General features: G+C 60.1%; 10 protein-coding genes and 1 pseudogene. 7 read left to right on the forward strand and 4 right to left on the reverse strand.

Annotated features, from left to right (window positions below; translation table 11 throughout):
• Positions 1-1,422, forward strand: a complete 1,422-nt coding sequence (locus L2D14_16730) for a HAMP domain-containing sensor histidine kinase (protein ID WNJ99503.1) — start codon at positions 1-3, stop codon at positions 1,420-1,422.
• A gap of 29 nt (positions 1,423-1,451) precedes the next feature.
• Here L2D14_16730 and L2D14_16735 read toward each other — a convergent pair whose 3' ends face one another.
• From L2D14_16735 to L2D14_16745, 3 genes are all read right to left on the reverse strand, one after another.
• Positions 1,452-2,627, reverse strand: a complete 1,176-nt coding sequence (locus tag L2D14_16735; protein ID WNJ99504.1) for a hypothetical protein — start codon at positions 2,625-2,627, stop codon at positions 1,452-1,454.
• Between the two features lie 128 nt (positions 2,628-2,755).
• On the reverse strand, positions 2,756-5,200 hold the full coding sequence (locus tag L2D14_16740; protein WNJ99505.1) for an FAD-dependent oxidoreductase: 2,445 nt from the start codon (positions 5,198-5,200) through the stop codon (positions 2,756-2,758).
• 36 nt (positions 5,201-5,236) lie between these two features.
• Positions 5,237-5,836 carry a cupin domain-containing protein gene (locus L2D14_16745; protein WNJ99506.1) on the reverse strand — a complete coding sequence of 200 codons (600 nt, stop codon included), beginning with the start codon at positions 5,834-5,836 and terminating at the stop codon, positions 5,237-5,239.
• Positions 5,837-5,954: 118 nt separating this feature from the next.
• On the opposite strand from L2D14_16745, the gene L2D14_16750 reads away from it, so the two are divergent.
• A complete protein-coding gene (locus tag L2D14_16750) occupies positions 5,955-6,887 on the forward strand; it encodes an alpha/beta hydrolase (protein ID WNJ99507.1) in 933 nt (310 codons plus the stop codon).
• A 16-nt stretch (positions 6,888-6,903) separates the two neighbouring features.
• On the opposite strand, the gene L2D14_16755 is transcribed toward L2D14_16750, so the two are convergent.
• On the reverse strand, positions 6,904-8,409 hold the full coding sequence (locus L2D14_16755) for a CoA-acylating methylmalonate-semialdehyde dehydrogenase (protein WNJ99508.1): 1,506 nt from the start codon (positions 8,407-8,409) through the stop codon (positions 6,904-6,906).
• 357 nt (positions 8,410-8,766) lie between these two features.
• Between L2D14_16755 and L2D14_16760 the strand changes: the two genes are divergently transcribed.
• The 5 genes and pseudogenes from L2D14_16760 to L2D14_16780 all read left to right on the forward strand — a co-directional run bounded on the left by L2D14_16760 (position 8,767) and on the right by L2D14_16780 (position 13,426).
• Positions 8,767-9,924 carry an extracellular solute-binding protein gene (locus L2D14_16760; GenBank protein WNJ99509.1) on the forward strand — a complete coding sequence of 386 codons (1,158 nt, stop codon included), beginning with the start codon at positions 8,767-8,769 and terminating at the stop codon, positions 9,922-9,924.
• Positions 9,925-10,057: 133 nt separating this feature from the next.
• A pseudogene (locus tag L2D14_16765) lies at positions 10,058-10,552 on the forward strand (ABC transporter ATP-binding protein).
• A 123-nt stretch (positions 10,553-10,675) separates the two neighbouring features.
• Positions 10,676-11,149, forward strand: a complete 474-nt coding sequence (locus L2D14_16770; GenBank protein WNK01698.1) for a TOBE domain-containing protein — start codon at positions 10,676-10,678, stop codon at positions 11,147-11,149.
• On the forward strand, positions 11,142-12,521 hold the full coding sequence (locus tag L2D14_16775; protein ID WNJ99510.1) for an ABC transporter permease: 1,380 nt from the start codon (positions 11,142-11,144) through the stop codon (positions 12,519-12,521). Before L2D14_16770 ends, L2D14_16775 begins: the two co-directional genes overlap by 8 nt.
• Positions 12,518-13,426, forward strand: a complete 909-nt coding sequence (locus L2D14_16780; protein WNJ99511.1) for an ABC transporter permease — start codon at positions 12,518-12,520, stop codon at positions 13,424-13,426. Before L2D14_16775 ends, L2D14_16780 begins: the two co-directional genes overlap by 4 nt.
• Positions 13,427-13,431 lie beyond the last annotated feature (5 nt).

The following is a 13,431-nucleotide window of genomic DNA, read 5'->3' on the forward strand; positions in this document are numbered from 1 at the left end:
ATGCCGCTTGAAAGCGATGATCGTAGCATCTGGATGAAGATTGGCCCGTTGACCGTTGCGTCTGTTGCATCGCTGACGGTGCTCGGGCTCGTCAGCGTCATCATTCTCAACAACATCAGCGAGCACCTGATCCGCCAACAGGCAGAGCGGGAATCGATTGCCTGGGCCGGATACATCGGCTCGTCCGTCGACCGCATCGATGAAATTGCCAAAGGCGACAAACCGACACAGAGCGAACATGCGTTTCTTTTGCGTGTCCGCCGGTTCGGCAATATTTTCCGCTATAAGATTTTCGACCCCTCAGGCGTTCTCCGGCTCATTTCCGACGATCTGTCATTCCAAGAATCGCCATCCCAGGACCTCGGCCAACACAACCCCATCGCCGCCGGCGTACTCGCCAGCGGCAAACCTTTTGCGCAAATTCATGACGGCAGCGGCGTCAAGAACCGCCCGGACATCTATGTCGAGGCTTACGTACCGATTTTCCAAGACGGCAAGATCATCGCCATCTCGGAAGTCTACGTCGACCAGACCAAAACAACGGCGTTGATCAAGGAGGACTTTGCCGTCTTCGGCGTCATCATTGCCGGCCTCACACTGCTGGTACTGCTGGTGCCGCTCTGGGCGCTGCGGCTTTTGACGCAGGAACTGCAAAAGCGAAACCATGATCTGGATATCGAACGCGCGCGCGCCGTCGATGCGGAAAACGCCAAGTCAGCCTTTCTGGCGCACATGAGCCATGAACTGCGCACGCCGCTCAACGCCATTCAGGGGCTATCGGAAATGATGATCCGCGGCGATCTCGGGAAGCTCGAACACCCGAAGTACCTGGAATACTCGAAGGACATTAACTTTTCCGCCGCGCATCTGCTGAAACTTGTCAACGATATCCTCGATCTGTCGAAAATCGATGCCGGAAAATTCGAGCTGATGGAAAGCGAAATCGACCTGAACAAGGCGATCGCCGAAGCGCTCCGCATTGCCCGCGCCTGGCCACGGGCAAACTTGCTGACATTGACAACCAGCATCGAAATCGACCCCCTGATCGCTTTCGCCGATGAACGCGCCATCAAACAGATCCTTCTGAACCTGCTTTCCAATGCTTCGAAATTCACACCGCCCGGCGGCGAAGTCCGTGTTAACGCGCACCTCGATGACGCCGGCAACGGCATCATAAAGGTGAGCGATACCGGTCTCGGCATTCCCGAAAATGACCTGAACAGCATCGTTGAGCCGTTCAGCCAGTTACACCGCCCGGCGGGTTTGCAGCAGGAAGGCACGGGCCTGGGCTTAAGCCTCGTCAAATCCATGGTCGAACTGCACGGCGGTTCGCTTGCCATTGAAAGCACCGAGGGCAAAGGCACGACCGTAACCGTCACGATCCCGGCCGAACGGATGCGGAACAAGGCTGTATCGGACTAGTTTATCCGGGCGCGCTGTATGAACCCCGCTCAGGTCTGGCCTTTTGCCATATCGTCGATATGAAATCCCTGAAACAGGGTAACGCCGAGGTCGTGGCCGACCTGAATGCCGAGATCGTCATCGACACGTGCCAGGATCACCTGCGTCCCTTCGTTCTGCAGTTGCTCGATTTCCTTGTTGAAGCGCTGCAATACGGTCTCTGCACCCTGACGCCAGAATATCTTGGCGTAATCGGCGCTGAGGCGTTGCATGTTGACGATGCCGACGGTTTCCGGAAATACGGCGTCGATGGCGATCCGGCCCTTTCTTGACGAGATCAGGTTCGCCGCGACTTCGTACTCGTCATATTGCTGCAAGACGTTGGCCTGGCGGAATTCAAAGACAAGATTATCGAAGGATTGCTTTTCCGCCTCTTCAAGAAACGTCTGGAAGGCCCGGGTAAAAACGGATTCCACGTTCAGATTGATCGAACACGCCACCCGTTCCGGATTGGCATCGGCGAACGCATCCAGCAAAAGCCGATCCAGCGTGATCGTCAACTGGTTGAAAATGTTGCCGCTGCCGCGCAACTCGACATCAAGAAAGACATGCGACTTCAGCGCATCCATGCCGACAAAGTATTCCCGCATCACATCGCGCGGCGGGCCGCCCGGCAGAATTTCCACCATCTTCTGGTGACGGATAAATACTTTCGCAAAGGATTCCGTACCGATCTGCTGATTGACCTCGACGACGCGGTCGATGTCCTGTTCGCCCAGCCTGCGCAACTTGCGCCGGGGCGCCGCCGGCTTGGACGTTCCCTCTTCCTTTTCCTCGTAGCGTTCAAGGAAGCGGATCGCATTGGCCATTTTGAATCGCAGGTCGATGGGCCTGAGCAGACGCGACTGGTCGATCATGCCGAACTGGTCGGGGAAGTACTGCTGGATCAGACGCAGCAACTCGACCTTGGCGTCGGTAAACAGCGTGACCTGATTATATTCGTTAATTTTGACGAGACAGGCGCGATCCATCTGCGACAGCGTAAATTGCGCGGCATGATGGCGGCGCCGGAAGGCGGCGATCATGTCGTCGAAATCTTTCCAGAATGAAGGGTCCGCATCGTCCGTTGCGAGCATGCCAATAGAAATCAAAAGCAGGGTGTTGTGTTCCTGCGACTGATTTCCCCAATTGCGCAACAAGCCCAGCAAATCGCCAGCGTTTTGCACTCGCTGCGGCGCCACCTCGCTACTCAAATCGCTCCCCCATCAATTATTGAGCGTCACTATGACATAGACGCCTAATCAAGGGTAGGCTTTGAAATACTAAGGAAGTGTAATTGTCTTCGCTTTTTTCACTATAGCCTGATTTTTTCGTTCTTCGGGTCGAACAACGGCTTGAGTGACGCCTTGGCGGCGAATTTTACGCCGGCGACTTCGATCTGATATTCACCCGAGGCCACGAAGGCCGCATCCACACCTTCCGCGTTCTTGACGTAGCCCAGCCCGATGGCGGCACCCAGCGTATGGCCGTACATGCCCGACGTCAGATAACCGACGATCTCGCCGTCCCGATACACCGGCTCGTTGTGATACAGCAGCGGTTCCGGGTCTTCGAGGGCGAACTGCACAAGGCGCTGCGTCACGCCCGCTTCTTTCTGGCGCAAGACGGCATCGCGGCCGATGAAATCGCCTTTGTCCGGTTTGACGGCGAACATCAGCCCGGCCTCCAGCGGCGTTTCTTCTTCCGAAATATCGTGCCCCCAGTGGCGATAGGCTTTCTCCATCCTGAGAGAGTTCAAGGCATGCAGGCCCGCAGGCTTGAGGCCATGCGCGTCGCCCGCTTCCATCACCGTCTCGAAGACATACGGGGCGAATTCGGTGGGCACATAAAGCTCCCAGCCCAGCTCGCCGACATAGGTGATCCGCGACGCACGGACCAGTCCCATGCCCAGCTCGATTTCGCGGGAACGGGCAAACGGAAAGGCCTCGTTCGAAAGATCGTCGGGGCTGAGCGATTGCAGCAACGCGCGGCTGTTCGGCCCCATGACGCTGATCACCGCATAACCCGACGTGACATCCGTGGCGATGCAATTGGCATCTGCCGGTATATGCGATGTCAGCCACTTGAAATCGCGGACCTGCGCACCGGCGCTGGTGACGATCAGGAAGTCGTTTTCAGCCAGGCGCGTCACCGTCAGATCGGCCTCGATCCCGCCGCGGTCGTTGAGCCACTGGGTATAGACGATACGCCCGGCGGCGACGTCGACATCGTTGGCGCAGATATGGTTCAGCACCTTGCAGGCATCGCGGCCCTGCACGCGGAATTTGGCGAACGACGACTGATCGAACACACCGACGTTTTCTCGGACGTTTGTGTGTTCGGCGGCGGAATGTTCGAACCAGTTCTGACGCTTGAAGGAATACTCGTACTCCGGCTTGACGCCGAACGGTGCAAACCAGTTGGCGCGCTCCCAGCCGGCCGTCTCGCCGAAGCAAGCACCCAGCGTCTCAAGGTGGCGGTGCAGGCTCGAGCGGCGCACACCGCGGCTGGTCTTGTACTGATAGAACGGCCAGTGCGTCGCATACAGAAGCCCCAGCGTCTCCGTGACCCGGTCGTGCAGGTATTTGCGGTTGCGCTGGAACGGCAGGTTGCGGCGGATATCGACGCCGTTGAAATCGCCCGGCGGATGACCGTCGACGATCCAGCCCGCCATCAACCGCCCGACGCCGCCGGCGGACTGCACGCCGATGGAGTTCATGCCGGCTGCTATGAACAGGCCGTCCAGCTCCGGCGCCGCGCCGAGATGATAACGGTCATCGGGGGTGAAGCTCTCCGGGCCGCAGAAGAACGTCTGGATACCGGCATTTTCCAATGCCGGCATGCGACGGATGGCGTCTTCGAGAATGGGTGCAAAGTGATCGAAGTCGTCGGGAAGCTGGTCGAAGCAGAAATCTTCGTTGATACCGCCCATGCCCCAGGGCTTGGCCACCGTCTCAAATGCACCGATGAGAATCTTGCCTGCATCCTCCTTGTAGTATGCCTGATGATCGTAATCGCGATACACCGGCAGATCCGGGGTGACACCTTCGAACGGCTCGGTAATGACATAAAAATGCTCGCACGCGTGCAGCGGCACCGTGACGCCGAGCCGGCTGGCCAGTTCGCGCGTCCACATGCCGCACGCCAGCACGACGTGATCCGCCATCACCGTGCCCGCGTCCGTCTCGACGCCGGTCACCTTGTCGCCATCCGTCAGGACACGGCTGACCAGCGTGTTTTCGAAAATCTGGGCGCCGCCCATGCGCGCGCCCTTGGCCAGCGCCTGGGTGATGCCGACCGGGTCGGCCTGACCGTCGGTCGGAATGAAGATGCCGCCGATGACGTCATCGATTTCGATCAGCGGGTGATGGTCCTTGCAGCCCTCGGGTCCCAGCACATCGACCTTGAGGCCGAACACCTTGGCCATGTCGGCGCGGCGCAGAAGGTCTTCCATGCGGCCTTCGTTGGTCGCCGTCGACAGCGAACCGTTGACCTTGTAGCCGACCGCCTGCCCGGTCTCGGCTTCCAGTTCCAGATAAAGCTCGGCGGTATACTTGGCGAGTTCCGTCATGTGATGGTTATCGCGCAGCTGGCCGATCAGCCCCGCCGCGTGCCACGTCGTCCCCGACGTCAGTTGCTTGCGTTCCAGAAGCACCACGTCGCTGACCCCGATCTTGGTCAGGTGATAGGCGATCGAGCAGCCGATGACTCCGCCGCCAACGATGACGACACGGGCTTGTTTCGGTAGTTCCTTGGCCATGAGTATTCCGTCCCTGAAATAAAGCGTTGTTCACAATCAATACGTCGGTGGTGCGACGATCCACAGCACCGTGGTTTCCTTGTCCGTCGGGTTGCGCGACTTGTGCGGCGCCGACAACGGGAAGGTGAAGGAGTCCCCCGCGCGCAGCCGGTGCGCCTTGCCGTCGACGATCAGTTCCAGCTCGCCGGAAATGACATAGCCGCCTTCCTCGCCGGTCTGCGCGTACTTGGCATCGCCGGTTTCCGCACCCGGCTGGAAGCGGCCCAGAATCATTTCGAACATACCGTTGAGGCTCGGCGACAAAAGCTCCTCGGTGACGCCGGTGCCGGGAAAATCGAGCCGGCCGCGGTCCTCGCGGCGCACGATCAACCCCTCCTCGTCCGAGGATTGCGCACCGCCCTCGCCCCGGAAAAACCAGTTGATGCCGATGCCGAGCTGCTCGGCGATGGCTTTCAGATTGGGGATCGTCAACGGCGACAGGCCGCGCTCGACCTGGCTGACATACCCGACCGAGCGGCCGATGCGGGACGCCAGGTCTTCCAGCGTCAGGCCCCGTGCTTTTCTCAGGTCACGGATTTCCGCACCGATCTTTTTGGCGTTGGCGTCGGCATCTTCGATTTTCGGTATCGAGTTCATGGCTTATGAAATCGCCATAATTAATTTCAGTCAAATGAAATTTTTTTCATTTTCGAGATTCCCCTGCTTTTTTGCCGCGCCGATGCATCCAAATGCGGTTGCGCGACGTATCCCTTGTATGAAACGCCTTGTGCACAAATGCCGCAAAGCCGGCCGGGTCGTCTGCGCCGTCGCGGCGGCAGTCCTTTCCACGGGATGCTCCGGCCTCGATCTCATCAATGCCGTCACCCCCAGTGACGGCGTTCTGGTGACCCCTGCCCTTGCCTATGGGCCGCACCCGCGCCAGCAGCTCGATCTTTATCGGCCCGAGGGCATGTCCGGCCCCCTGCCGGTCATTCTTTTCCTCTACGGCGGAAGCTGGAAGGAAGGCGACCGCGCCGACTACGCCTTCGCCGGGCGCACCCTGGCGCGGGCCGGTTTTCTGGTCGCCGTCGCCGATTACAGGGTGTATCCGGAAATCGCCTTTCCGGCTTTCGTCACGGATACTGCCAAGGCCGTGCGTTGGCTGTCCGAACATGCCGGCGAACATGCAGGCATGACCGATCGCATTCATCTGGTCGGCCATTCCGCCGGTGCGCACATCGCCGCCATGACGGCCCTGGACCGGCGCTTTCTGGAAGCCGAGGGCGTTCATCATGATATTCTCGGGCGCTGGGTCGGACTGGCCGGGCCGTATGCGTTCTATCCGTCGAAAACAGCCGCCGTCAGCGCCGTCTTCGAGCACCTCGACGACGAGGATGCGGCGCGCCCGATTACCTTCGTCGATGAAAAATCACCACCGGCGCTTTTACTGCACGGCGCCGACGACAGCATCGTGATCCCGCTGCACTCGGAAAAGCTGGCCCGCGCCATGAACGATGCCGGGGTCGATGCCGAGGCGCATTTCTATGACGGGATCGGGCATGTCAAACTGCTGTTGTCGCTGAGCCCGCCGTTCACGGGCTATGCGTCCAGCCTTGCCGACGCCGCGCGATTTCTGAAAAGCGGCGCGTTCCCCCAGGCCAATCAAACCGGGCAGGCCGAACAAGGCAGCTACGCCGCCCTTCCCTAACCGTCAAGCGTGCGGATCAGACGTCGTGCCCTGACGAGAAGTTGAACACGGCGCCTTCCTTGACGCCGCTGGGCCAGCGTGCGGTCACGGTCTTGAGCTTGGTATAGAACCGCACCCCTTCCATACCGTGGATGGAATGGTCGCCGAACAGCGACGCTTTCCAGCCGCCGAACGAGTGATACGCGACCGGCACCGGGATCGGCACGTTGACGCCGACCATGCCGATGTTGACGTCGCGCACGAAATCGCGCGCCGTGTCGCCGTCGCGGGTAAACACGGCGGCACCGTTGCCGTATTCGTGATCGATGACGAGCCCCTTGGCTTCTTCATAGGTCTTGGCGCGGACCACCGACAGCACCGGGCCGAAGATCTCGTCGGTATAGATCGACATATCCTTGGTGACGTTGTCGATCAGGGTGCCGCCGACGAAAAAGCCGTTCTCGTAGCCCTGCAAGCTGATGCCGCGGCCGTCGACGACGACCTTGGCGCCGTCGGCTTCGCCTTCGGAAATATAACGCTCGATCTTTTCCTTGGACTCTTTGGTGATGACCGGCCCCATTTCCGCGGCACGGTCGGTGTACGGTCCGATCTTCAGGCCGCGCACGCGCGGCGCCATTTTCTCGACGAAGCTGTTGGCCGCATCTTCGCCCACCGCGACGGCGACGGACACCGCCATGCAGCGTTCCCCGGCAGACCCGAACGCGGCGCCGACGGCGGCGTCAACGGCCTGGTCGATGTCGGCGTCGGGCATGATGACCATGTGGTTCTTGGCGCCGCACAGTGCCTGCACCCGTTTGCCGTTGGCGCAGCCGGTCTCATATATGTAACGGCCGATCGCCGTCGAACCGACGAAGCTGATGGCGCCGATGGTCGGATCGGTAAGCAGCGTGTCGACCGCTTCCTTGTCGCCGTTGACGACGTTCAGCACACCTTTCGGCAGTCCCGCTTCGATCAGGAGCTGCGCCAGCAGCATCGGCGCCGACGGATCGCGCTCGCTTGGCTTCAATATGAACGTGTTGCCGCACGCCAGCGCGACCGGGAACATCCACATCGGCACCATGGCCGGAAAGTTGAACGGCGTGATCCCGGCACAGACACCGACCGGCTGGCGCATGCCGACACTGTCGACACCACCGGCAACGCTGTCGGAATACTCGCCCTTGAGCAGATGCGGAATACCGCAGACGAACTCGACGACCTCGAGACCGCGGGCGACTTCGCCCTTGGCGTCATCGAACGTCTTGCCGTGCTCTTCGGAAATAGCCTCGGCGATCGCATCGTGGTTCTGCATCAGAAGATCGCGGTACTTGAACATGACCTGTGCGCGTTTGGCCGGCGGCGTTGCGGCCCAGGCCGGCAGCGCGGCGGCAGCGCTGGCAATGGCGGTCCTGACCTCGTCGGCGCTGGCCAGCGACACCTGCTTGGTGACTTCACCGGTCGCCGGATTGTTGACGTTGCCGGTACGGCCGCTTTTCCCCTCGATGATCCCGCCATCGATGAAATGGTGAATTTGTGCGCTCATGTTTCCACCCCGTTTATTCGTGATCGGCCTATTGCCTTGCCGATAGTTAAGGCCCGGCCTGATTAAATGGCAAGCGGTGCAGGGGCGGAAATCCGGGGTTTTCAATGGTTGGTGCCAAGAATTTGGGACGGTTGGCACTAACGATGATTTCCGATTCCACATGAAGCTAACGCGTGAGTTGCATTAAACCGTCATGGAAGGGCCGTTGACCTCAGAACACATACGGTTTCATAATTTATATAAAACCTTGCGGACAAACGCGGGGAAAAGCTCATCAGGGGGCTGCCAATTCAATATCAGATCACAGCAATGTCCCCTGTTACCGTATTACCTACTCAGACTCAGGGAGCTACATTAATGACCTCTAAAGTGAAAACCAGCGCTCAGAAAACGGTCGAGGCGGCGAAGGCATTCAACCGCCGCACCGTTCTCAAAGGGACGGCAGCAGCCGTTGGCGTTGCCGCCGTTGGGCCGTTCGTGATCCGCGATGCGTTCGCAGCGGGCACCGTCAACGCCATCGTTTGGACCAACTACCTCACCGAAGACTTCCTCAAGAAGTTCGAAAAAGACACCGGCATCAAGGTCAACGTGACCCCGCTCGGTTCGAACGAGGAACTCCTCAACAAGATGAAAGCCTCGAAAGGCCGCGGCTTCGACATGATTACGCCGACCCTCAACCGTAAGGGTCAGTGGATCGATCTCGGCCTGCTGCAGCCTTGGGATCTCGGCAAAATCTCGAACCTGAAAAACGTTGAGCCGGCCTTCGTCAAAGCCTCCGAAGCATGGACCTGGGGTGGCGGTCAGCATCACCTGCCGCACATCTGGGGCACCGAAGCCATGTCGTGGCGGACCGACCTGTGGTCGACGGAATACGGCAAACTGTCGCTCGGCGATCTGTGGATTCCGGAAATGAAGGGCAAGGTTCAGGGCCGTCCGCACTCGATGATGGCCGGCATCGGCCGCTACCTCGAAGGCGCCGGCAAGCTGCCGCCGTTCGTCGATGCCTACAAGGACGAAGACAGCATGCGGAAAATTTGGGAAGAGATCACCAAATTCGCCGTTGAGCACAAGCCTTGGGTGAAGCAGTTCTGGAACGATCACGACACCCAGAAAACCGGCTTCATGCAGAACGGCGTCGTCCTCGGCCAGACCTGGGACGGTCCGGCAATCGAGCTGTTCAAGGACGGCAAGCCGGTTCAGTACATGGCCCCGAAAGAAGGCGCGTTTGCCTGGCTCGACGGTCTGTGCATGCCGGTTGGCGCCAAAAACAAAGCCGAAACCTACGAGCTTATCAATGCCATCTACACCGTCGAAGCCGCCGCGGATTCCGCAATCAAGACCGGCTACAACGGGACGGTTAAAGGCTATGCCGACAAGCTCGATGCCAAGTCGAAGGAAGCGTTCAACCTCGCTTACCCGGGCGATGCGCTTTCCAAGCTCTGGTGGTGGCCGGACGAGCCGGCCTGGTACGCGTCGATCCGCGCCGAGTACCGCGACAAGTTCGTCGCCGCCTGACGATCTGCGTTGCCGCCCGGCCCTGCGCCGGGCGGCACTCGCCGATAACCGCCAAAGGCGGCAAAGACCGTCCGTGACAAAAAAATTGATCGCATTGTGGGAGGACCGAACGACAGGTCCATAAGGGGGACGGATGAGCAGCGTCGAACTTGATCAGGTTACTATCCGCTTCGGTGATTTCGTCGCCGTCGATAACTGCAACCTGACGATTGAATCAGGTGAATTCTTCAGCTTCCTCGGCCCGTCGGGCTGCGGCAAGACAACCATTCTCCGCGCCGTTTCGGGCTTCAACGACCCGACCGAAGGCAGTGTACGCATCGGCGGCAAGGAAATGCGCGGGATCGGCCCGAACAACCGGCCGACCGCTCTGATCTTCCAGAATCTGGCGCTGTTCCCGCTGATGAGCGTTGCCGACAACATCGCCTTCGGGCTTGAGGTTCGCGGCATCCCTTATAATGAACGCCGCCGCCGCGCCGAAGAACTGCTCAATCTCATTGCCCTGCCGGGTCAGGGCGACAAGATGGTTTCCGAACTTTCCGGCGGCCAGCGCCAGCGCGTCGCCATTGCCCGCGCCCTGGCCGTGGAGCCGGAAGTACTGCTGCTCGACGAGCCGCTTTCGGCGCTCGATCTGAAACTGCGCCAGCACATGCGCACCGAGCTGCGCGCCATCCAGCAGCGTGTCGGCATCACCTTCATCTATATCACCCACGATCAGGGCGAGGCGCTGACCATGTCGGACCGCATCGCCGTGATGAGCGCCGGGATCGTGCAGCAGGTCGGCAACGGCTCGGATATTTACAACAACCCGGCGACGTCTTTCGTCGCCTCGTTCGTCGGCGAGAACAATGCCTTCCGTGGCACCGTCAGCCGTGCCGAAGGCGGGCATGCCGTGATCGACACGTCGTTCGGGCCGCTCAGGGGCGTCAACAACCGCGGTCTCAAGGAAGGCGACGATGCGTATCTGTTTATCCGTCCCGAAGTCCTCCGCCCGGCCGGCAACGATGCTTCCGGCGACACGGTGTTCGAGACCGAGGCGCTTAAAGAGGAATTCGAGGGCAGCTTCCTGCACGTGTTCCTGAAATCCGACAATCCCGACAAGCCGTTCAAGATGGCCATCGTCAACGACGCCAACGTGACGCGCCACAGCGCCGGTTCGACCGTCAAGGTCGCGTTCGACGCCGATCGCGCCGTGGCCCTTCCGTTCGGGGAACTTGCCGATGAGTGACGGCACCGCCACAGCACCGGTGACCCCGGACATCACACTGGCACAGCTGCAGATCACCCCCAGCTTACCAGAGCCGTCACAACCCGCAGCACCGGCACCCGCACCGGCGCCGAGTTCCGGCGGCGGGCTGGGGATCTCGCCATCGCTGCCGGGCGCAGGCTCGTCGGGTATTTCACCGTCGCTGCCGGGGTCGAGCGCACCGGCGCCGTCTGCCCCCACGACGCCGATGCCCAGCGGTTCGGGCAGCAACCTCAACATCACCATCACCAATCCGGACAACCTGCCGCAACTGCCGCCCGGTCAGCATGAACTGAAACTGGTGATCGCCGACCCGGCGAAGCAACAGCCCGTCGACAGCGGCCTCGGCTTTGTCGAGATTTTCATCGCCATCGTCGCCGCCCTGCTGATTGCGCCGTTCGTACAGCGCGAAGCCGGCAAATGGACGGCGAACGTCAACGCGCTGGCGTTCGTGCAAAAGAACGGCATGGCGATTTCCGCCTATCTGCTGATTTTCACCATCGGCTGGATCGTCTTCATGATCATCCTGCCACAGCTTTACATGTTCGACTTCTCGTTCCGTCACAACCTGAACCCGTCCGAAATCGGCGGCCCGGCGGACACCTACACACTGAAGAACTACAAGTACCTGGTCTTCGGCCGCGAGAGCGATTCCGACATGTTCAACTGGCTGCATCTGGAAGTCTTCACCAAGACCATTTTCGCCAGCGTCATCGTGACCTTGATCAACTTCGCACTCTGTTATCCGCTGGCGTTCTTCATGGCGCAGATGGTTCGCGGCCGCAGCCAGCGCCTGCTTTTCCTGTGCCTGTTGCTGCCGTTCTGGGTCAACGAAATCCTGCGTGCCTTTGCCTTCAAGCTGATCTTCGCCGATCTCGGCCTGATCAATAATCTTCTGGTCGGCCTCGGCATTCTCGATCAGCCGTATGACTTCCTCAGTGCCAACGTCGCGCTGTATACGGGCCTGACATACGCTTATATCCTGTTGATGATCTTGCCGCTGTATAGCGCCATCGAAAGCCTCGATCCGAACCAGGTCGAGGCGGCCCGGGATATGGGCGCATCGTGGATTGCCATTCACCGCCGCGTCGTCATGCCGCATGCCAAGCCGGGCATCGCGTCTGGCTGCACCATGGTCTTCATGCTGACCGCCGGCGCCCTGGCGGCACCGAACATTCTCGGCGGGCCAAGCTCGCTGTGGTTCACGCAGATCATTTACCAGTGGTACAATACCGGCGGCAACTGGCCGCAAGGGTCGGCGTATGCCTTCGTGCTGCTGATTTCGTGCATCATCTTCGTTCGGATCATGATGCGGGTGTTCAAGGTCGGACTTGGGGATATCGCGAAACGATGAGTACCAATCAACTCCGCACCTGGGTTGTCAGAGGGTACATCCTTCTGTTCTTCCTTTATCTTTTCGGCCCCCTGCTGATCATGTCGGCGTCGGCGTTCAACGCGTCGAGCTATCCGACGATCACGCCGTGGGAAGGCACGACCGTCAAATGGTTCGGCGAACTGGCGGCCAACGACCGGCTGGTCAACGGCTTCTTCAACAGCCTATGGGTCGGCGCCGGTGTGGTTGCACTATCCGTCCCCACGGCGCTCGCCGGTGCGATCATGCTGATGCAGGTCTCCGAGCGCGTGCGTCCGATCTATTACACCATCGTCGTCTCGCCGGTGCTGGTGCCGGGCGTCATTATCGGTATTTCGACGGTGATCTTCTGGGAAAGGTTCGGCTCGCTGGTCGGCCTGGATTACGAGACCACCAACAACCCGTTCTTCCTGACCATCGTCGGTCAGTCGACGTTCATTTCAGCGTATTGCATGCTGGTCTTCATCGCCCGGTTGCAGCGGTTCGACAAAACGCAGGAAGAAGCGGCGCTGGATCTCGGCGCAACGCACGTGCAGGTGTTCTGGAAAGTCCTGATCCCGTTCCTGCGCCCGGCGATCCTGTCATCCATCGTGCTGGCGTTCCTGACCTCGTTCGAGAACTACAACACCACCGTCTTCACGATGGTCGCGCGCGGCACCCTGACGACCGAACTGGCCGGTCTGGCGCGGTTCGGGGTCAATCCGTCGATTTCGGCGCTCGCCGTCGTCATCATGGGCTTTACACTGATCGGCGCGGTCATCTATGAGGTCAAGAAGCGCCGCGAGGAAGCGATTGTCGAAGCCTCGAAAAGACGCGCCGCCATGAAACGCATGAAAGACACCGAAGCCGCCGCCGAGCAGGTCGCTGTTGCCGCTGCTGCCGGCTAGGGAGA

It is taken from the genome of Thalassospiraceae bacterium LMO-JJ14 (assembly GCA_021555105.2).
In the GTDB taxonomy this organism is placed as follows: Bacteria; Pseudomonadota; Alphaproteobacteria; order Rhodospirillales; family Casp-alpha2; genus UBA4479.

Coding starts and splice junctions, on each gene's coding strand:
- L2D14_16750 (WNJ99507.1), top strand. CDS start 5,955: ATGAAACGCCTTGTGCACAAATGCCGCAAAGCCGGCCGGGTCGTCTGC.
- L2D14_16745 (WNJ99506.1), bottom strand. CDS start 5,836: ATGAACTCGATACCGAAAATCGAAGATGCCGACGCCAACGCCAAAAAG.
- L2D14_16740 (WNJ99505.1), bottom strand. CDS start 5,200: ATGGCCAAGGAACTACCGAAACAAGCCCGTGTCGTCATCGTTGGCGGC.
- L2D14_16770 (WNK01698.1), top strand. CDS start 10,676: ATGAGCGCCGGGATCGTGCAGCAGGTCGGCAACGGCTCGGATATTTAC.
- L2D14_16780 (WNJ99511.1), top strand. CDS start 12,518: ATGAGTACCAATCAACTCCGCACCTGGGTTGTCAGAGGGTACATCCTT.
- L2D14_16775 (WNJ99510.1), top strand. CDS start 11,142: ATGAGTGACGGCACCGCCACAGCACCGGTGACCCCGGACATCACACTG.
- L2D14_16760 (WNJ99509.1), top strand. CDS start 8,767: ATGACCTCTAAAGTGAAAACCAGCGCTCAGAAAACGGTCGAGGCGGCG.
- L2D14_16755 (WNJ99508.1), bottom strand. CDS start 8,409: ATGAGCGCACAAATTCACCATTTCATCGATGGCGGGATCATCGAGGGG.
- L2D14_16730 (WNJ99503.1), top strand. CDS start 1: ATGCCGCTTGAAAGCGATGATCGTAGCATCTGGATGAAGATTGGCCCG.